This window comes from Pseudomonas saponiphila (assembly GCF_900105185.1).
Classification (GTDB): Bacteria; Pseudomonadota; Gammaproteobacteria; order Pseudomonadales; family Pseudomonadaceae; genus Aquipseudomonas; species Aquipseudomonas saponiphila.
Window position 1 is genome coordinate 1,837,534 of record NZ_FNTJ01000001.1, and the last position, 17,373, is coordinate 1,854,906.

The 17,373-nt window shown below is 64.2% G+C and carries 20 protein-coding genes; 8 read left to right on the plus strand and 12 right to left on the minus strand.

Features of this window, described 5'->3' with window-relative positions:
- Window positions 1–275: 275 nt before the first annotated feature.
- The 5 genes from BLV47_RS08800 to BLV47_RS08820 all read right to left on the minus strand — a co-directional run bounded on the left by BLV47_RS08800 (window position 276) and on the right by BLV47_RS08820 (window position 4,208).
- Window positions 276–1,607 (minus strand): deoxyguanosinetriphosphate triphosphohydrolase, encoded by a 1,332-nt coding sequence (locus BLV47_RS08800; RefSeq protein ID WP_092312221.1) that lies wholly within the window; start codon window positions 1,605–1,607, stop codon window positions 276–278.
- A 238-nt stretch (window positions 1,608–1,845) separates the two neighbouring features.
- Window positions 1,846–3,009: an EAL domain-containing protein gene (locus BLV47_RS08805; RefSeq protein WP_092312224.1), complete on the minus strand. Its 1,164-nt coding sequence runs from the start codon at window positions 3,007–3,009 to the stop codon at window positions 1,846–1,848.
- Window positions 3,010–3,164: 155 nt separating this feature from the next.
- The gene (locus tag BLV47_RS08810; RefSeq protein WP_092312227.1) at window positions 3,165–3,506 is read right to left on the minus strand and encodes a hypothetical protein; all 342 of its coding nucleotides are present in this window, start codon (window positions 3,504–3,506) and stop codon (window positions 3,165–3,167) included.
- A complete protein-coding gene (locus BLV47_RS08815) occupies window positions 3,503–3,892 on the minus strand; it encodes a phage holin family protein (protein ID WP_016965309.1) in 390 nt (129 codons plus the stop codon). The genes BLV47_RS08810 and BLV47_RS08815 overlap by 4 nt, the downstream gene beginning before the upstream one ends.
- A gap of 1 nt (window position 3,893) precedes the next feature.
- Window positions 3,894–4,208, minus strand: coding sequence for an ElaB/YgaM/YqjD family protein (locus BLV47_RS08820; RefSeq protein WP_092312230.1), 315 nt, complete (start codon window positions 4,206–4,208; stop codon window positions 3,894–3,896).
- Window positions 4,209–4,541: 333 nt separating this feature from the next.
- Here BLV47_RS08820 and BLV47_RS08825 point away from each other — a divergent pair, with 333 nt between their 5' ends.
- A complete protein-coding gene (locus BLV47_RS08825) occupies window positions 4,542–5,750 on the plus strand; it encodes an ammonium transporter (protein ID WP_092317122.1) in 1,209 nt (402 codons plus the stop codon).
- A 50-nt stretch (window positions 5,751–5,800) separates the two neighbouring features.
- Here the strand turns inward: BLV47_RS08825 and BLV47_RS08830 are convergent, their stop codons facing one another.
- Entirely contained in the window at window positions 5,801–7,756 is a 1,956-nt protein-coding gene (locus BLV47_RS08830) for a monovalent cation:proton antiporter family protein (protein ID WP_092312233.1), read from the minus strand.
- A gap of 290 nt (window positions 7,757–8,046) precedes the next feature.
- Here BLV47_RS08830 and BLV47_RS08835 point away from each other — a divergent pair, with 290 nt between their 5' ends.
- The 4 genes from BLV47_RS08835 to BLV47_RS08850 all read left to right on the plus strand — a co-directional run bounded on the left by BLV47_RS08835 (window position 8,047) and on the right by BLV47_RS08850 (window position 10,171).
- On the plus strand, window positions 8,047–8,283 hold the full coding sequence (locus BLV47_RS08835; protein WP_060840391.1) for a glutaredoxin family protein: 237 nt from the start codon (window positions 8,047–8,049) through the stop codon (window positions 8,281–8,283).
- A 111-nt stretch (window positions 8,284–8,394) separates the two neighbouring features.
- Complete coding sequence (locus BLV47_RS08840; protein ID WP_092312236.1) at window positions 8,395–8,841, plus strand: S24 family peptidase; 447 nt, start codon at window positions 8,395–8,397, stop codon at window positions 8,839–8,841.
- Between the two features lie 40 nt (window positions 8,842–8,881).
- Window positions 8,882–9,202: a transcriptional regulator gene (locus tag BLV47_RS08845; RefSeq protein ID WP_092312239.1), complete on the plus strand. Its 321-nt coding sequence runs from the start codon at window positions 8,882–8,884 to the stop codon at window positions 9,200–9,202.
- 78 nt (window positions 9,203–9,280) lie between these two features.
- Entirely contained in the window at window positions 9,281–10,171 is an 891-nt protein-coding gene (locus BLV47_RS08850) for a pseudouridine synthase (protein ID WP_092312242.1), read from the plus strand.
- 72 nt (window positions 10,172–10,243) lie between these two features.
- On the opposite strand, the gene BLV47_RS08855 is transcribed toward BLV47_RS08850, so the two are convergent.
- The gene (locus BLV47_RS08855; protein WP_016964711.1) at window positions 10,244–10,465 is read right to left on the minus strand and encodes a YgdI/YgdR family lipoprotein; all 222 of its coding nucleotides are present in this window, start codon (window positions 10,463–10,465) and stop codon (window positions 10,244–10,246) included.
- Between the two features lie 274 nt (window positions 10,466–10,739).
- On the opposite strand from BLV47_RS08855, the gene moaB reads away from it, so the two are divergent.
- Both moaB and BLV47_RS08865 read left to right on the plus strand, forming a co-directional pair.
- Entirely contained in the window at window positions 10,740–11,279 is a 540-nt protein-coding gene (gene moaB, locus BLV47_RS08860) for a molybdenum cofactor biosynthesis protein B (RefSeq protein WP_092312245.1), read from the plus strand.
- A gap of 22 nt (window positions 11,280–11,301) precedes the next feature.
- Window positions 11,302–12,489, plus strand: a complete 1,188-nt coding sequence (locus BLV47_RS08865; RefSeq protein ID WP_167365688.1) for a molybdopterin molybdotransferase MoeA — start codon at window positions 11,302–11,304, stop codon at window positions 12,487–12,489.
- A 43-nt stretch (window positions 12,490–12,532) separates the two neighbouring features.
- Here the strand turns inward: BLV47_RS08865 and BLV47_RS08870 are convergent, their stop codons facing one another.
- The 3 genes from BLV47_RS08870 to BLV47_RS36110 all read right to left on the minus strand — a co-directional run bounded on the left by BLV47_RS08870 (window position 12,533) and on the right by BLV47_RS36110 (window position 14,629).
- The gene (locus BLV47_RS08870) at window positions 12,533–12,787 is read right to left on the minus strand and encodes a hypothetical protein (protein WP_092312251.1); all 255 of its coding nucleotides are present in this window, start codon (window positions 12,785–12,787) and stop codon (window positions 12,533–12,535) included.
- 174 nt (window positions 12,788–12,961) lie between these two features.
- Window positions 12,962–14,419 carry a mannose-1-phosphate guanylyltransferase/mannose-6-phosphate isomerase gene (locus BLV47_RS08875; protein ID WP_092312254.1) on the minus strand — a complete coding sequence of 486 codons (1,458 nt, stop codon included), beginning with the start codon at window positions 14,417–14,419 and terminating at the stop codon, window positions 12,962–12,964.
- On the minus strand, window positions 14,420–14,629 hold the full coding sequence (locus BLV47_RS36110) for a hypothetical protein (protein ID WP_092312257.1): 210 nt from the start codon (window positions 14,627–14,629) through the stop codon (window positions 14,420–14,422). It abuts the gene before it with no gap.
- A 124-nt stretch (window positions 14,630–14,753) separates the two neighbouring features.
- Between BLV47_RS36110 and yegS the strand changes: the two genes are divergently transcribed.
- Window positions 14,754–15,653 carry a lipid kinase YegS gene (gene yegS / locus BLV47_RS08885; protein WP_092312260.1) on the plus strand — a complete coding sequence of 300 codons (900 nt, stop codon included), beginning with the start codon at window positions 14,754–14,756 and terminating at the stop codon, window positions 15,651–15,653.
- A 1-nt stretch (window position 15,654) separates the two neighbouring features.
- On the opposite strand, the gene BLV47_RS08890 is transcribed toward yegS, so the two are convergent.
- Both BLV47_RS08890 and BLV47_RS08895 read right to left on the minus strand, forming a co-directional pair.
- The gene (locus BLV47_RS08890) at window positions 15,655–16,314 is read right to left on the minus strand and encodes a response regulator transcription factor (RefSeq protein WP_092312263.1); all 660 of its coding nucleotides are present in this window, start codon (window positions 16,312–16,314) and stop codon (window positions 15,655–15,657) included.
- Entirely contained in the window at window positions 16,311–17,204 is an 894-nt protein-coding gene (locus BLV47_RS08895) for a sensor histidine kinase (protein WP_092312267.1), read from the minus strand. Before BLV47_RS08895 ends, BLV47_RS08890 begins: the two co-directional genes overlap by 4 nt.
- Window positions 17,205–17,373 lie beyond the last annotated feature (169 nt).

The window sequence follows — 17,373 nt, forward strand, 5'->3', positions numbered from 1 at the left end:
AGTGTTTAGGGCTAGTTGCTCTTTCTATCTGAGTACTTGCTCTATTCTTGTTGTTCGTTAATTGAAGTCATGTTGCTCGGGGAATACCTTAGATTTGGATGTCCTGAAGGACATGCCCGTAATGCCGAGTATTCTTCCTCTGGTACTGGCGTATATCCGGAGTTTGCCGACCGCTGTCGCGGCGGTCGGGCTAGGGGAATCCCTTAGTTGCCGATTGGATGTTGCAACTCATATCAAGTGCCTGGCGCGGCCGCCAGGCACTTGTGGGGCGAGGGTCATTGCGGGCTTGAGCGCCCGGTCATTTCCCGGGCCATTTCACTGGCGTAGCTGTCGGTCATGCCGGCGATGAAATCGATCATGCGCAGGAATGAGGTGTGCAGCGGCCAGTTCGGGTCCGGCGCGTTGTTGCCCAGCAGATCGAGGATCCGCCGGTTCTTGAACGACGGAGTCTTGCCGCCGTGCTGCTCCAGTGCCGCGCCGCAGAACGAGTTCAGCAGGATCTCCAGGGTGGTGTAGGCGCCGATTTCGTGCAGGGTCTTGCGCTTGTCCTGGAAGATCTTGCGCCGTGCCACGTCCTTGGCATTGAGCACACAGCGCTTGGCCGGGCCATGCATGTGTTCCACCAGATCGCCAGGCAGGGTGCCGGCCAGCAGGGCGTCCTGCTGTTCGACGAAGGCCCGGGCGGCGGCGTTGGTCAGGTGCTCGATGGCCTTGCCCCGCAGGATCGCCAGGCGCCGCCGGCGCGAATCCCTCGGGCCCAGCTGGCGATAGGTTTCCGGCAGGTCGTCGCCCACCAGCCCCAACAGCAGGGACTCGACTTCGGCGTACTCCAGCAGGTCCATTTCCAGTCCGTCTTCCAGGTCGATCAGGGCGTAGCAGATGTCGTCCGCGGCTTCCATCAGGTACACCAGCGGATGCCGGGCCCAACGCTGTTCCTCCAACTGCGGCAGGCCGAGCTTGTGGGCGATCTGTTCCAGCAGCGGCAATTCGCTCTGGTAGCAGCCGAACTTGTGCTTCTTGTAGCCCAGTGAATCGGCGTGGCGCGCGGTCCAGGGGTACTTGAGGTAGGTGCCGAGGGTGGCGTAGGTCAGCCGGGTGCCACCGTCGAACTGGTGATATTCGAGCTGGGTGAGGACCCGGAAACCCTGGGCATTGCCTTCGAAATTGAGGAAGTCCAGGCGTTCGGCCTCGCTCATCGCGTCCAGCCAGCCGCGCCCGGCGGCCTGCTGGAACCAGTGGCGGATGGCGTCTTCGCCGGAATGGCCGAAGGGCGGGTTGCCGATGTCGTGGGCCAGGCAGGCCGACTGCACGATCATTCCCAGGTCGCTGGGTTCGCACCAGTCAGGCAGGGCGTCGCGTAGCGTCTCGCCGACGCGCATGCCCAGGGAGCGACCGACGCAACTGACCTCCAGGGAGTGGGTCAGGCGGGTGTGGATATGGTCGTTGCTGGACACCGGGTGCACCTGGGTCTTGCGCCCCAGGCGGCGGAAGGCACCGGAGAAGATGATGCGGTCGTGGTCTTTATGGAAAGGGCTACGGCCGAGTTCTTCCGGGCTGTGCACTGGCTTTCCGAGGCGTTCGCGGTTGAGCAGGGTCTGCCAATCCAAGGCGGGGTCACTCCGAAAAAAAACTGAAGGGCAGAGCTTCCGGGTTCCCGGGCGCCGCCGCAAGAGGCGCATGGCCTGCGCTGGTGCATCCATATGGCCGACGCCTTCGCTGGCAAGCCAGCTCCTACGCGGAAATGGCGTGGCCTGCGCCCCACCTGTAGGAGCCGGCTTGCCGGCGAAAGGCCCCGATGCTGGTATCCCCATCACATCGCTGCGTTCACCGGCAAACAGGCCGGGGCTACAGACCGGCGGCGTCGATGTCGATCAACAGCAGGCGCTGGCCGTTGTCGAAGAACTGGCCGGCGGTCAGGCAGTACTGGTTGCTGGTGGCGTCGCGGTAGGTACTGGACAGGGTCAGGCGCCGTTCCTCCCAGCCTTCGGCCAGCAGGTGATAGAAGTACGGGCGCCAGGACCAGTTGTGGCCGACGTAGCTGCTGTCGGCCTGCCAATGGTTGTGGCGCCACTCCAGATTCGGCGTCAGTTGGGTGCCGTGGCGATCGCACTGGTAGAAGCGCAGCAGCCAGGGAAACGCCTTGACCTCGGGCAACTGGCTGATGGGCGCCTGGGCCTGGGCCCAGGCCTGCAGCAGGTGCATCAGTTCCGCCAGTTGCAGGCGCATGTGCATCAGGCGCTTGCGTTCGGCCAGCTTGTGCCGCACGTAGCGTTCGCGCAGGCGGGCGAAGGGCTGGACGAAGGCATCGCTGGCGAACAGCTGTTCCTGGGCCCCGGCAAACAGAAAGCCCTGGACATAGCGCGAGCCGCACTCCAGGGCGAAATCCAGCTCGGCCTCGGTTTCCACCCCTTCGGCAATGATCCAGCAACCGGTCTTTTCCGCCATCTGCGCCAGGGCCTTGACCACGTCGCTGCTGGGGCCGCCGCGGGCGGCAGCCTGGAACAGGCGCATGTCGAGCTTGAGGATGTCCGGTTGCAGCGCCAGCACCCGGTCCAGCTGCGAGTAGCCGGCACCGAAGTCGTCGATGGCGATCCGCGCCCCGGCCTGGCGGTAGCGCGCCACCACTTCGCTCAGACGCTGGCTGTTGCCCCCCAGCTCGGTGATTTCGAAGACGATGCGCCGCGGGTCGACAGCGTGGTGCTGGATCTGCCTGAGGCTCGGCAGGGCCTGCCCGGGCCTGAGCCGACTGATCCAGCGCGGGGAGATATTCAGGCTCAGGAACCAGTCCGCCGGGGCCTCGCGCAGACGCCGCAGGGCGTCATCGCGGATCAGGCGGTCAAGGCGTCGCAAGGCGCTGGAAGGGGTACGCGGATCGGCGAACAGCGGTCCCACCGACGTCAACTGGCCATTGCCCTGGCGTAGGCGGCCCAGGGCTTCGACCCCGGCAATCCGCCCGGTGGCGGTATCGATGAACGGCTGGAAGCAGGCGAGCGGTTGCCCGTCGATCACAGAGCCTCCTTATAAGATTCTTGTGGGTAGGGAGTCTTGGCTGCCGGGTGGACAGGCAGGAGTCGGCCCCTGGGTAAAGGGGCCGATCGGGGTTGCATAGCAAGAATGCAGCCAGGTGTGGAACCGCCAGTGACAGGTCGGTTGCGCGGGGTTGATCAGGGCTTGCGCGAGGCGCCTTGCAGCGCCAGCCGGATCAGCGGCAGCAGGCTGGTGCCCAGGCGGACCAGGCGCGTGAGGCCACCGGTGCCGCCGCTCTTGGCGCCCTTGCCGGTGAGGAACCCCAGCAGGGTCACCACCGCCACGCCCCAGAGTGGGGCGTGCTTGATGCCCAAGCCTTCCTGCCAGCTACGTCCCAGGCCGCGCATCCGTTGCAGGGGTTGCAGCAGTTGCTGGGACTCGTGGCGGATTTCCTGGCGATGCATTTCCATGCGCAGGCGGATCAGTACCTTGCGCATTTCCCGGCGTGAGGTGTTCTGCGGAATGTCGGGCAGTTTCATGGCAGCAGGCGCTCCCGATCGTTGGCCAGCTCTTCGAGCGTGGCGTGGAAGGGCGAGGATTCATCGAAGATCGCCGCTTTCAGGCGCAGGCCGCAGAACAGCGCCGCCAGGGCGTAGAACACGCACAGGCCGATGATCCCGGCCAGGCGATAACTGTCCCACAAGAGGATCAGCACCAGCGCCGACAGCCCCACCAGCAACAGCAGGGCAAACACCAGGGCCAGCCCGGCGAACAGCAGCAGGCTGACGGTGCGGGCTTTCTGCTCCTGCAACTCGATGCCGAACAGCTCTACGTGGCTGTGCAGCAGGCCCAGCACCGCGGCTCCCAGACGCCGGGAGGACGCGCTTGGACCGCTGCCGGAGGAAGTGGATTCGCCGATAGCCATATCAGCGCCGCGTCGCCAGCAGGCCGATCAGAAAGCCCACGCCGGCTGCGATCCCGACCGACTGCCAAGGGTTGCTCTGCACGTAGTCCTCGGCGGCGGTGACGGCGGCCTGGCCGCGCTGGCGCAGGGATTCCTCGGTCAGTTGCAGGGTTTCCCGGGCCTTGAGCAGGCTGTCGTGGATCTGTTCGCGCAGTTCATCGGCCTGGTCGCCAGCCAGGGTCGCGGTGTGTTCCAAGAGACGCTCCGTGTCACTGACCAGTGCCTGAAAATCCGCCATCAGCACTTCTTGAGCCGTCTTCGCCGTTTTGCTGGCCATGGTTGTTTCTCCGTTGGTTGCGTGTGTGAGCTATGAGTGTGAGCCCTGAGTGAAGGTTCACTGTAATTGCCTGGTACAGCTTTTGCTTTGTCCTGGTGCGCAAGACATGAGGCTTGCGCCGAAAACGAGCGAGGGTGGCGCGCTAGCCCGCGTAAACCCTGGCCGAAAAATCATAACCTTAAGGTCAATCTGCTTTCCGTGGTCCTGCGTCCGCTGCCTGGCGCGCCAAAACGGTTCACCGACAGCGCGGATCGCGCGCCCCGGGGACCAACTTGGTGCAAGGTCGGCTGCAGGGCGCGGGAGATGATGGCCGATTTCGGATCTGCCTACTCCATGGAAAATCTGCAAAGCGCTGTGGACACCCTGGTCCACGGTTCCAACACCCTGTTCATCCTGATCGGGGCGGTCATGGTCCTGGCCATGCACGCCGGTTTTGCCTTCCTTGAAGTGGGCACCGTGCGGCTGAAAAACCAGGTCAATGCGCTGTCGAAAATCCTCAGTGACTTCGCCGTCTCGACCCTGGCCTATTTCTTTATAGGCTATTGGATCTCCTACGGCGTGAGCTTCCTGCAACCGGCAGCGGTGATCAGCGCCGATCACGGCTATGGCTTGGTGAAGTTCTTCTTCCTGCTGACCTTCGCCGCGGCGATCCCGGCGATTATCTCCGGCGGCATTGCCGAGCGCGCGCGTTTTGTGCCGCAATTGTGCGCCACGGTGCTGATCGTGGCCTTCGTCTACCCGTTTTTCGAGGGGCTGGTGTGGAACGGCAACTTCGGCGTGCAAGCCTGGTTGCAGCAGCGCTTTGGCGCTGGGTTCCATGATTTCGCCGGGTCGGTGGTGGTGCACGCCATGGGCGGCTGGCTGGCGCTGGCGGCGGTGCTGTTGCTGGGACCGCGCAACGGCCGTTATCGCGACGGCAAGCTGGTGGCCTTCGCGCCGTCGAGCATTCCGTTCCTGGCCCTGGGGTCGTGGATCCTGATTGTCGGCTGGTTCGGCTTCAACGTGATGAGCGCCCAGACCCTGCAAGGGGTCAGCGGCCTGGTGGCGGTGAACTCGCTGATGGCCATGGTTGGCGGCACCGTGGCGGCATTGATTGTCGGGCGCAATGACCCGGGCTTCCTGCACAACGGGCCACTGGCCGGGCTGGTGGCGATCTGCGCCGGTTCGGATCTGATGCACCCGGTAGGAGCCCTGGTGACCGGGGCGATTGCCGGGGCCTTGTTCGTCTGGTGCTTCATCGCCGCCCAGAGTCGCTGGAAGATCGACGACGTGCTCGGGGTCTGGCCGTTGCATGGCCTGTGCGGGGCATGGGGCGGGATTGCCTGCGGGATCTTCGGCCAGAGCGCGTTGGGCGGCTTGGGTGGGGTCAGCCTGGCCAGTCAGGTGTTCGGCACCGGCCTCGGGGTGCTGGTGGCGCTGCTGGGCGGCTTTGCCGTGTATGGCCTGATCAAGGCCGCCTGCGGGTTGCGCCTGACTCAGGAGCAGGAGTACTACGGCGCCGACCTGTCGCTGCACAAGATCGGGGCGGTGAGCCAGGACTGAGATACCGGCGGCCTGGGCGGCGCAACGCCCAGGGCCATGGCAGGGCGGCCTCAACCGCCCTGCAGGCGGGCTTCGCAGGCCTCGATCGCGGCCTGGGAGCCGGACACCAGTACCCGGTCGCCGGCCTGCAGGCGCGGTGCCGGGTTCAGCGGCAGGTCGCTGCCGTTGCGTTGCACGCCTTGTACATCCACTCCCAGGGCTTCCAGGCCGAGCTCTTGCAGCAGCCGGTTGCAGGCGTGGGCGTCGGCGTCCAGGTTCACCGCGTGCATCTGTACCGCCGGCGGCTCGTGATTGTCCTGGGTGGTGCTTTGCGCGCCGTGGTAGAAACCGTGCAGCAGGCGATAGCGGCTGTGGCGCACGTCGTCCACGCTGCGTTGTACCCGCTGTTCCGGCAGGCCGAGCATGATCAGTGCGTGGGAGGCCAGCATCAGGCTCGACTCCAGCAATTCGGGCACCACTTCGTTGGCACCGGCGGCCTTGAGTTCGATCAACTGGCTGTCGTCCCGGGTCCGCACCAGGATCGGCACGTTGCGGTCCAGGCGCCGCGCGGCCTTGAGTACCGTCAGGGCAATGTCGGTCTTGTCCACGGCAATCACCAGCAGGCGGGCCCGCTCCAGGCCCACCGCGGCCAGCAGGTCGCCACGGCGGCAATCGCCGTAATGCACGCAGCTCTCTGCCGCCGAGGCTTCCTGGACCCGCACCGGATCATCGTCCAGAGCAATGAAACGCAGTTGCTCGTGACGCAGGAAGCGCCCGATGGACTGGCCGACCCGGCCATAGCCGCAGATCACCACATGGCCCTGCAGTTCGGCGTTCTGCGCGCTGATTTCCTCCAGTTGCGCGGCCTGGTTGGGCTTGCGGTGCAGGCGCGCGGTGATCATTGGCGCGGCCCGCAGCAACAGAGGGGTCAGCAGCATCGAACTGAAGGTGGCGGCCAGCAGCAGGCTGCTCAAGTGGGACGGGATCATCTGGGTCAGTTGCATCTGCGCCATCAGGGCGAAGCAGAATTCGCCGCCCTGGGCCAGGGCCAGGCCGCTGCGCCAGGCCGTCTCACCGTCGCTGCCGCGCAGCTTGAGCAGGATCGCCACCACGCTGCCCTTGATCAGCAGCAGGGCCAGGGTCAGGCCGAGGATCAGCAGGCTGTGATCGATGAACAGCTGCAGGTCGATGAGCATGCCGATGCTGACGAAGAACAGTCCCAGCAGGATGTCGCGGAACGGGCGGATATCGGCTTCGATCTGGTGCCGGTAATGGCTTTCTCCCAGCAGCATGCCGGCGAGGAAGGCGCCCAGGGCCGGCGACAGGCCGAGCAGGTGGGTGAGCCAGGCGGTCAGCAGCACGATCACCAGGGCCAGTAGCACGAAGAGTTCGGCGGAGTGGGAGGCGGCGACTTCATGGAACAGCCGCGGCAGCAGCCAGCGACTGGCCAGCAGCAGGCCGAAGAACAGCACCAGGGTCTTGCCCAGCGTCGCCGGCAGGGCCCAGTACCAGGCGTGCTCGCCGTTGCCGGCGAAGACCGGCACCAGGGTCAGCAGCAGTACCGCCACCACGTCCTGGAACAGCAGTACGCCGATGGCGTTCTGCCCGTGGCTGCTGAAGATCTCGCCGAGACTGGTCAGCTCCTTGCTGACAATCGCGGTGGAGGACAGGGCCAGCCCGGCGCCGAGCATCAACGCCGAGGTCAGCGGCATGCCGAACAAGGCCAGCAGCACCCCCAGGATCAGCCCGGTGCACAGCACTTGCAGGCTGCCCAGGCCAAACACCACATGGCGCAGGGCGAGCATCTTCGACAGGGAGAATTCCAGGCCCAGGGAGAACAGCAGGAACACCACGCCCAATTCGGCCAGGTCCGGCAATTCTTCACTGTCGTTGACCCAGTCCAGGGCGGTGGGCCCGACCATCAGTCCGACGGACAGGTAGCCCAGGACCGGCGGCAGGCTCAGGCGCCGGAACAGCGCGATGACCACCAGTGACGAGGCGAGAATGATCAGCAGATTGGCAAACAACGGGCATCTCCGGACAAGGGGGCGGGCAGGGCAAAGCCTAGAGGCAAAAAAGCCGCGAGGATCGCTTGGACGGCAAGAAAACACCCTGACACATGTCATTCTTTGTCGAGAATGCCTCATGTTCACGAGCCTCAGGAACTGTCTGGCCGGGGGCTGTCCGCCGGCCCGAGCATTCTCGGAGCAGAGCCATGCGGGGCACGGCCCCTGGGCTGGCCAGGGCCGGGAGCGGGTCGACGGCTTGCCTGCTCGCGCCTAAAATAAGCACCTGTTCTTCACACGGTTGCCCTGTCATGCCCCCTGAATGCCAATTGTTCGGCACCCTTGGTTGCCATTTGTGCGAACTGGCCGAGGCCGAGTTGATGCCGCTGGTGGAGCACGGCCTGATGGTCGAGCTGGTGGATATCGCCGAGAGTCAGGAGCTGTTCGAAACCTACGGCCTGCGCATTCCGGTGTTGCGCCGCGTGGACAACGGCGGCGAGCTGGGCTGGCCCTTCGATGCCGAGCAGGTGGTGGCGTTCCTGCGCTGACCCCCTGCAGGCCGGGGTGCGACTTCCGCCTGTCGCCCGTCCCCGGAATTCGTTGGCGATATCCGTCGATTCGGTTACTGTATGCATATACAGTTATCGAGGAGTCTCGCCATGTCTCTCACTTTCCTGACCGGTTCCGAACGCTCGCAGCCCTTGCCAGCCCGTTTCCTGGAGCAGGGTGACGGCGACTGTGCCTCCCCGGCCAGTGAGCCCATCGGCAACGGTTTTTCCCTGGATCGGACCCTGGGGCTGGGAGCTCCGCAGATCCATGGCCTGCTGGTGGATGACGACAACCTGCTGGGGTTCGGCATCTATCCCGGAGATCGGCTGATCGTCGATCGCTCGGCCACTCCGGTGGTGGATCAGTACCTGGTGGTCAGGCCCCGGGGCGCGGCTGAATACTCCCTGCGCTTGCTGGCGCCCGATCCTCGTGGCGGCCTGTTGCTCAAGGCGGCGCGGCCTTCAATTCCCTCCATGGCGCTGGATGACCCGGACTCGATCGAGATCTGGGGCGTGGTGCTGTGGGTGGTCAGTTATGTGGGGCGCAAGCAGCCCTGATGGATGTGGCGCACGCTTCGAATCGTTAAAGGAATACATGATGGTCAATGTCGAACAACTGAAAAACAGCGTGAACGGCATGTCTGCCGATGTGGTTCGGGAGGCGGTGCTAGAGCTGCGCCTGGATGGACTGGTCACCGAAGGCAAGACGCCCTTCAACAAGTTGCATTTCAACACCTGCTTTGCCGAGATCGAGGCCCTGTTCCAGCGTGCCGGTTACCATCGGCAACTGGATGTGGTGGGCTACCAGGGGCTGCTGTACGCCCTCTATGATCCGGGCCGCTGGGAGGCGGTGGATGTGTTGCGCTGGCTCAAGGAGTTCACCGAGGCTGCCGCGCAGGCCCAGCATTCCTGCGCTTGAGGCCGGCAAACTGATCCTAGGTTTCCTGGGGGCTGCTGTTGGATAATGCCGCCTCGCATTGAACCCTCGAGCTTTGTCATGTCCTCCGCGAGTTTTTCTGCTGCACAGCATCAAGCCAGCACCTTGTACCTGCCCCCCGGCTCCTGGCCGACGGTGCTGGACTGCCTGTGCGATCACTTCAAGGCCATCAGCCGCGAGCAATGGCTGGATCGCATCGCCCGTGGTCGGGTGCTGGACGGGCATGGCCAGCCCATCAGTGTGGATCTGGCCTATCGCGAAGGCCTGCGGATTCATTATTTTCGCGAGGTGCCGGACGAGAAGGTAATCCCGGTGCAGGAGAGCATCCTCTATGCCGACGAGCATCTGGTGGTGGCGGACAAACCGCATTTCCTCCCGGTCACACCGTCGGGGGAGTATGTCGAGCAGACCCTGCTGCGCCGTCTGATCCGGCGCCTGGACAACCCGCACCTGGTGCCCTTGCACCGTATCGACCGACACACCGCCGGGCTGGTGCTGTTTTCCGCCGATCCCGGCAGTCGTTCGGCCTATCAGGCGCTGTTCCCGACCCGGCAGATCGAGAAACGCTACGAGGCCATCGCCGGCGCCTTGCCGCACCTGAGCTTTCCCCTGGTGCACAAAAGCCGCCTGGTGGACGGCGAGCCGTTCTTCCGCATGCAGGAAGGCGCGGGGGCAAGCAACACCGAAACCGCCATCGAGGTCAGGGAAAAGCACGGCGACCTGTGGCGTTACGCGCTGTACCCGGTGACCGGCAAGAAGCATCAGTTGCGCGTGCACATGAGCGCACTGGGGGCTGCGATCTGCAACGACCCTTTCTACCCCGAGGTGCTCAAGGATGCCGAGGACGATCATGCCAGGCCGCTCAAGCTGTTGGCCCAGGGGCTGCGTTTCATCGATCCGCTGACCGGACAGGAGCGCGAGTTCGAAAGCCGCATCCGCCTGCAGTGGTGAAAACCGTTTCGCAGAAACAATAAAACCCGCACCAGGCGGGTTTCATTGCATGCAGATCGATAGCCGTTGGGCTTACAGCTCCTTGACGGTACGGACCTGATCCTTGTTGATTCGGGTGCGCTTGCCGTCCAACTGCTCGAACTCGTAGAAACCCGAGTCCTTGTCGTATTTGGGGGTGTCGACGGCCTGGATTTCGCGACCGTCATTCAAGGTGATCACTGATGGCGAAGCGCAACCAGCGAGCGTAGCCAGGCCCAGTGCGAGCATGAAAGTGGCGAGGGTCCGATGAGTCATTGTGTGTCTCCGAAATGAGTACTTTTGAGTGCTGGTCTTCAGACGTATGGAGCGTCTGCAAGTTCCTTGGTCGGGTGCATTCTGCCACGTTGCCAGACAGATCGTAGGCGTTAAGCGAGTTATCTTGATTTGTGTTGCGTGCCTGGTCTCGTAGGCGCATGCCTGGCCCTGGCGGCCCGCACAGTCCCCAGGGGGATTGCCGGACGCCAGGGGCGGTGGGTCGGAGCGCTGTGATATAACACCGGGCTGTTTCTCTCACCTCAGGATCGAGCCTATGAAAGCCAAGGCTGATGTACCTTTTGTTCCCCTGAACATTGCGGTGTTGACCGTCAGTGATACCCGCACCCTGGAAACCGACACCTCCGGACAGGTCTTCGTCGAGCGTCTGGGCGCCGCAGGTCATCGTCTGGCCGCACGGGTGTTGCTCAAGGACGATCTGTACAAGATCCGCGCCCAGGTCGCCACCTGGATCGCCGACGAACAAGTGCAGGTGGTGCTGATCACCGGCGGTACCGGCTTTACCGGTCGCGACAGCACTCCTGAAGCGGTGGCCTGTCTGCTGGACAAGCAGGTCGACGGTTTCGGTGAACTGTTCCGGCAGATCTCGGTGGCCGACATCGGTACTTCCACCGTGCAGTCCCGCGCGCTGGCCGGGCTGGCCAACGGCACCCTGGTGTGCTGCCTGCCGGGCTCCACCAATGCAGTGCGCACCGGCTGGGATGGAATCCTCGCCGAGCAGCTGGATTCACGCCACCGGCCGTGCAATTTCGTTACCCATCTGAAACAGGTGGCGGCTTGTGAATCCCGTGGGTAAGCCGGGCAAGCTCGGCGCCTTGATGCCGGTTGAGGAGGCGCTGGAGCGTTTGCTGGCCATGGCCGCGGCGGCGCCGATTGTCGAGCGTGAACAATTGCCCCTGGCGGCTACTCAGGGCCGGGTGCTGGCCGAGGCACTGATCTCCAGCCTGGACCTGCCGCCCTGGCCCAACAGCGCCATGGACGGCTACGCCTTGCGCCTGGAGGACTGGAAGGGCGAGCCCTTGCCGGTCAGCCAGCGGATCTTCGCCGGACAGTCCCCCGAACCGTTGCAACCGGGAACCTGCGCGCGGATCTTTACCGGCGCGCCGGTGCCGGCCGGCGCGGATTGCGTTGAAATGCAGGAAAACGCCCAGGTTCAGGACGATCAGCGGGTGCTGTTCACTCAATCCTTGAAGGTCGGCCAGAACATCCGTCCCCAGGGGCAGGAAACCACGGTGGGCGAGCAGGTGCTGGCGGCCGGGACACGGCTGGGGCCGATCGAGCAGGGGCTCGCGGCTTCCCTGGGATGTGCCGAACTGGCCGTGGTGCGGCGGGTCCGGGTGGCGGTGCTGTCCACCGGTGACGAGTTGGTGGAGCCGGGCCAGGCCCTGGGGCCCGGGCAGATCTACAACAGCAACCGGGTACTGCTGTGCAGCTGGTTGCAGCGCCTGGGCTGCGAAGTGCTGGACGCGGGCATCCTGCCCGATGATCTGCCTGCGACCCGCCAGCGCCTGGCGGAGTTGGGCGAGGTCGATCTGATCCTCTCCACCGGCGGGGTGTCGGTGGGGGAGGCGGACTTTCTCGGTATGGCCCTGCGGGAAGCCGGCGAACTGACGCTGTGGAAGCTGGCGATCAAACCCGGCAAGCCCCTGACCGTCGGCCATTTTCGCGGTGTGCCGGTGATTGGTCTGCCGGGCAACCCGGCTTCCACTCTGGTGACCTTCGCCCTGCTGGCGAGGCCCTATTTGCTCCGACGCCAGGGCGTGCAGCAGGTGCAGCCAATGCGCTTCCAGGTGCCTGGTGGTTTTGTCTGGCCCCAGCCGGGCAATCGTCGCGAGTACCTGCGCGGCCGCCTGGAGAACGGGCGAGCGATCATCTATCGCAACCAGAGCTCGGGGGTGTTGCGCAGCGCGGCTTGGGCGGAAGGGCTGGTGGAAGTGCTGGAAGGTCGGACCCTGGAAGAGGGCGATTGGGTCAGCTTCATCCCGTTGAGCGAGGTGCTGGATTGATCGAGCGCGGGGCCGCTTCGGTGTCGGGCCCGCGCCTCGTGGTTCAGCGCAGCAGGAGCAACAGCAGCAGGCCGAAACGGCTGTGCAAACCCCAGCTCACCAGCCCCGCCAGTATCGAGGCGGCCAGCGTCAGCCAGCCCACGCCCTTGAGTATCGACAGCAGCCTGGAGTGATGCGCTTGCGCCTCGCACGAGAGTGGCAGCTCGAACTCCGGTGACGGGTGTCCCGTCAGCCAGGAGCTGTCCTTGATGCGGGTGAGGGGTGAATGCCCTCGTGGATAAAACCCTTTGTCGTTCATGACGATTCACTTCCCTGTATGAGGCATCAGTGCCTGGCATGCACAGTCACTGATTGGCTCGACAGGGTCAATTCAGGCAATTCTCATTCTGCGGTCAGAAAATTTACTTTAAATCCTGCACCTTTTTTCCGGTCCTCAGGGCTGGCGGGCCGGACTCATGGGCTCGACGCTATTTCAGCGGGTGCCAGGGGTGATCGGGGCCCGGCCATACAGGTCGTTGAAGCGCACGATGTCGTCTTCGCCCAGGTATTCGCCGCTTTGTACTTCAATCATGACCAGATCGATGACTCCGGGATTGCTCAACTGGTGGGGGCGCCCGGGTTTGATAAAGGTCGATTCATTGGTGTCGAGCAGCAGTTCGTCTTCTCCGTTGATCACCCGGGCCATGCCGCTGACCACGATCCAGTGCTCGCTGCGGTGGTGATGCATCTGCAGGGACAGTGAGGCGCCGGGCTTGACCTCGATGCGCTTGATCTTGAAGCGCGGCCCTTCCTCGAGCACGGTGTAGGCGCCCCAGGGGCGGTTCACGGTGCGGTGCAGCCGGTAGGCATCGTGGCCCAGGCGCTTGAGCTCCTGGGCGATCAGTTTGACGTCCTGGCTGCGCTTGCCATCGGCGATCAGCAGCGCGTCCGGGGTGTCGACGATGATCAGGTTGTCCAGGCCGACGGCGCCTACCAGGCGCTGGCGCGAATCGATGTAGCAATTGCTGACCTCGTGCAGCACGGTTTCACCGGTGCACTGGTTGCCCTGTTCGTCCGCCGGGATCAGCTCGCGCACCGCCTGCCAGGAGCCGATATCGCTCCAGCCGAGCTGGCAGGGCACCACGGCGACTTTCTTCGAGCGTTCCATCACCGCGTAGTCGATGGAGATGTCCGGCGCCTGGGCGAAGCTGTCGCTCTCCAGTTCCACTTGCAACTCGTGCGGGCCTTCCTTGCGGTAGCTGCGCTCCAGGCAGTGCTCGACGGCGCTGAGCACTTGCGGCACGAACTCCCGCAGCTCCTGAAGTATCACGTCGGCGCGCATGCAGAACATTCCGCCATTCCACAGATGCTGGCCACCCTCGACGTAGCGCTGGGCCGTGGCGGCATCGGGTTTCTCGATAAAGCGCCTGACCTGGAAGCTGTGGTCGTTCAGAGCCTGACCTTTCTCGATATAGCCGAAGCCGGTTTCCGCATGGGTGGGCACCAGGCCGAAGGTTACCAGCCTGCCTTGTTCGGCCAGAGGCCGGGCGTTGTCCACCGCGGCGACAAATGCCGCGACATCCTTGATCAGGTGGTCGGCAGGCAGTATCAGCAGTTGTGCGTCAGCACCATAGCGTTGACTGACGTGCAGCGCCGCAGCAGCGATGGCCGGCGCGGTGTTGCGGCCAAAGGGTTCGAGGATGAAGTCCAGCTCGATCCGGGTCTGGTTCAGCGGACGGTAGTCGTCCAGGGTGCGGAAGAACACTTCACGGTTGGTCACCGTCAGCAGCCGCTCGACGTCCTTGAGGGCGGCAGCGCGGGCGAAGGTTTTCTGCAGCAGGCTGTCGCCGTCGGGCAGGCGCATGAAGGGTTTGGGCGTGGCCTCGCGGGATACCGGCCACAGGCGGGCGCCGGCGCCGCCAGCAATGATGCAGGGAATGAGAGTGCTCACTCAGTAGGTCTCGCGGGACATGATGATGGGCGCCATGGTGCGCCAGTGGATGCACAGATCAAAGCGGATTGAGCAGTTTTCGCTGTGGCGCGAAGGGATTTCGCCAGGTTGGGTGATTTTTCCGGGCTGTCGGTTGAGGTCGCTCAGCCATCGGTTGCGCCAGCCAGGGGCAAGCGGCTGCAGGTGCTGAGGGGGCGGCAGCAGACTCATCCTGATCAGAGACGGGCCGCCCTGACAGATCCGCCGCCGGTAAAAATTAATCGACGGGACAGACTTTTTTCGCCTTGCCCAGGGTCAACATCCTTCAAGGATTCAATAACCGGAGTCATGGCTGATGAGTGAGCGCAAGGCATTGCTGATACTGCACGGCAAACAAGCCCTCAACGAAGAGGTCCGCGCGGCGGTCGAGGCCAAGCGGGCCGAGGGCTGGGCGTTGTCGGTGCGGCTGACCTGGGAGGCGGGGGATGCCCGGCGCCTGGTAAATGAAGGGCTGGCCGCCGGCCACACGCGGCTGATTGCCGGGGGCGGTGATGGCACTTTGCGTGACATCGCCGAGGCCCTGGCCAACGCGCCGAATCCGGCCAGCCTGGTGCTGTTGCCACTGGGCACGGCCAATGACTTCGCCCGCGCCGCCGGGGTGCCACTGGAGCCAGCCGCTGCCCTGGAACTGCTGGAGGTTGCTCCTCGGGCGGTCGATTTGGGGGAGGTGGGCGGGCAGATATTCCTCAACATGGCCACCGGCGGCTTCGGCAGTCAGGTGACCGCCAACACCTCGGAAGACCTGAAGAAAGTCCTCGGCGGCGCTGCTTATCTGTTTACCGGGCTGTCGCGCTTTGCCGAGTTGAGCGCGGCCTATGGCGAGTTGCAGGGGCCGGATTTCCACTGGCGTGGCGAACTCCTGGCCCTGGGCATCGGCAATGGCCGTCAGGCGGGGGGCGGGCATGAGCTGTGTCCGGGTGCCCTGGCGGATGACGGTTTGCTGGATATCAGCATCCTGCCGGCCCCGCAGGAACTGGTGGGCACGTTGAAGAACCTGCTGGCCGGCGGCCTGGGGATCGACAACATGTTTGTTCGCGCGCGTCTGCCCTGGGTCGAGATCAAGGCTTCGCGGGGGCTGGACATCAATCTCGATGGCGAGCCGCTGCAGGGCGACACCTTGCGCTTCAGCGCACGTCCGGCGGCCTTGCAGGTGCACTTGCCGGCGGACTCGCCGTTGCTCGGCGGTACGCCTTAGGTCAGTCGTCGAGGCTGATGATCTGTTCGCGCACGGCGAACAGCACCAGGCCGGCGACATCGAAGATCTGCAGGCGTTTCATGATCTGCGAACGGTGGGTTTCCACGGTCTTGATGCTCAGACCCAGGCCCAGGGCTATCTCCCGGGTGGACTTGCCGCGCACGATCAGCCGCAGGATTTCCAGTTGGCGGGCGGTCAGGTTGTGATTGTCCACCGGCTGCGGCGTGTGTTTCTGGGCCCGGGTCAGGGCCTGGGTGATCACTGTGTGGGCGATGGCCGGGCTCAGGTAGCGTTCGTTGTTGCGCAGGGCTTCCAAGGCATGTTCCAGCTCGGTGGCGGTGGTGTCCTTGAGCAGGTAGCCATGGGCGCCGGACTCCAGGGCCTGCATGATCAGGGCCGGATCGGTGTGCATCGAGAGGATCAGGACCTTGCTTTGCGGGTGCAGCGCCTTGAGCCGGCGCAAGGCGTCGAGGCCGCCGATGCGCTTCATCGACAGGTCCAGCAGGATGATGTCCGGGCGCAACTGCTCGACCATTTCCAGCAGGTGCGCGCCGTCGTCGGCCTCGCCGATCACCGCGTATCCGGGAATGTCCATGACCAGGGCTCGCACGCCAGCCCGGATGAGCGAGTGGTCATCCACCAAGAGTAAATTACAGGTCAATGGGAAACCTTATTCGTGCTGGCCCGTTCCAGAGTGCGGGGGGCCCAGGGAAAGAGTGCTTCGATCTGGGTGCCTTGGTCGGCTTCGCTGGTGACTTTCAGCAGGCCGCCCAGTTGGCTGATTCGTTCCTGCATCCCGGCCATGCCGCGCTGGCCCTGGGCCCCCGGATCGCTGGCTGGGGCGAATCCCTGGCCGTCGTCGCTGATGAACAGCGAGAGGCCTTCGGGCAAGCGCTGCAGGCGCACCAGCAGATTCTTGGCCCGGGCATGACGCAGCATGTTGGTCACGGCTTCCTGGGTGATGCGAAACGCCGCCACCGCCATCTCCTCGGGAATTCCCGTCAGGCGCTGGCGGCATTCCAGGCTCCAGTGCACCGAAGTGTTTTCCAGGGTCTTGAGCAGATGGGCGCGCAGACTGGCTTCCAGGCCCAGGCTGGTCAGTTGCCGGGGGTTGAGAATGGCGGACACGTCGCGAACCTTGGCCAGAGTCTCTTCCAGGGTGGTGGCGAGCACGGTGCAGGGTTGCTGCAAGTCTTCCGGCAGGCGGCGCTTGAGCCAGTCAGTCTGCAACTTGGCCGCGGTCAGCAGTTGGCCAATGTCGTCGTGCAGCTCCCGGCTCAGGCGGTGGCGTTCATTTTCCTTGACCTTGAGCAGGCGCTCGGCCAGTTCCTGAGGCTGGAATCGGATGGACTTTCGCGAAGAACCGTAGTGCATCCAGATGCAGGCCAGCGCCGCGATATTGACTAAAAGCAGGGGCAGGGGCACGGGGCGGCCCAGGCTGTAGATCAGCACATTGCCCAGGCTTGAGCCGGAGCACAGCAACAGGCTGAACCAACGCAGGTGATCACGGGAGGGAGGCCAAGAGAAGAATGACTTGAGGCTGGCGTACATAGCGGATGGAGCCAATGAATGTTCGCTGCGAAGTGCCCGGTCAGGTATGGATGACGAGGCTTGTTTGAGAAACAGTATTATTTGAATTGCCGGCTTCGATCAATGCAGTGTGTTGCTCTTGCAGAAGCCGCGTAGTGACTGTCGACATTGGAATCAAAGTGCCATTATC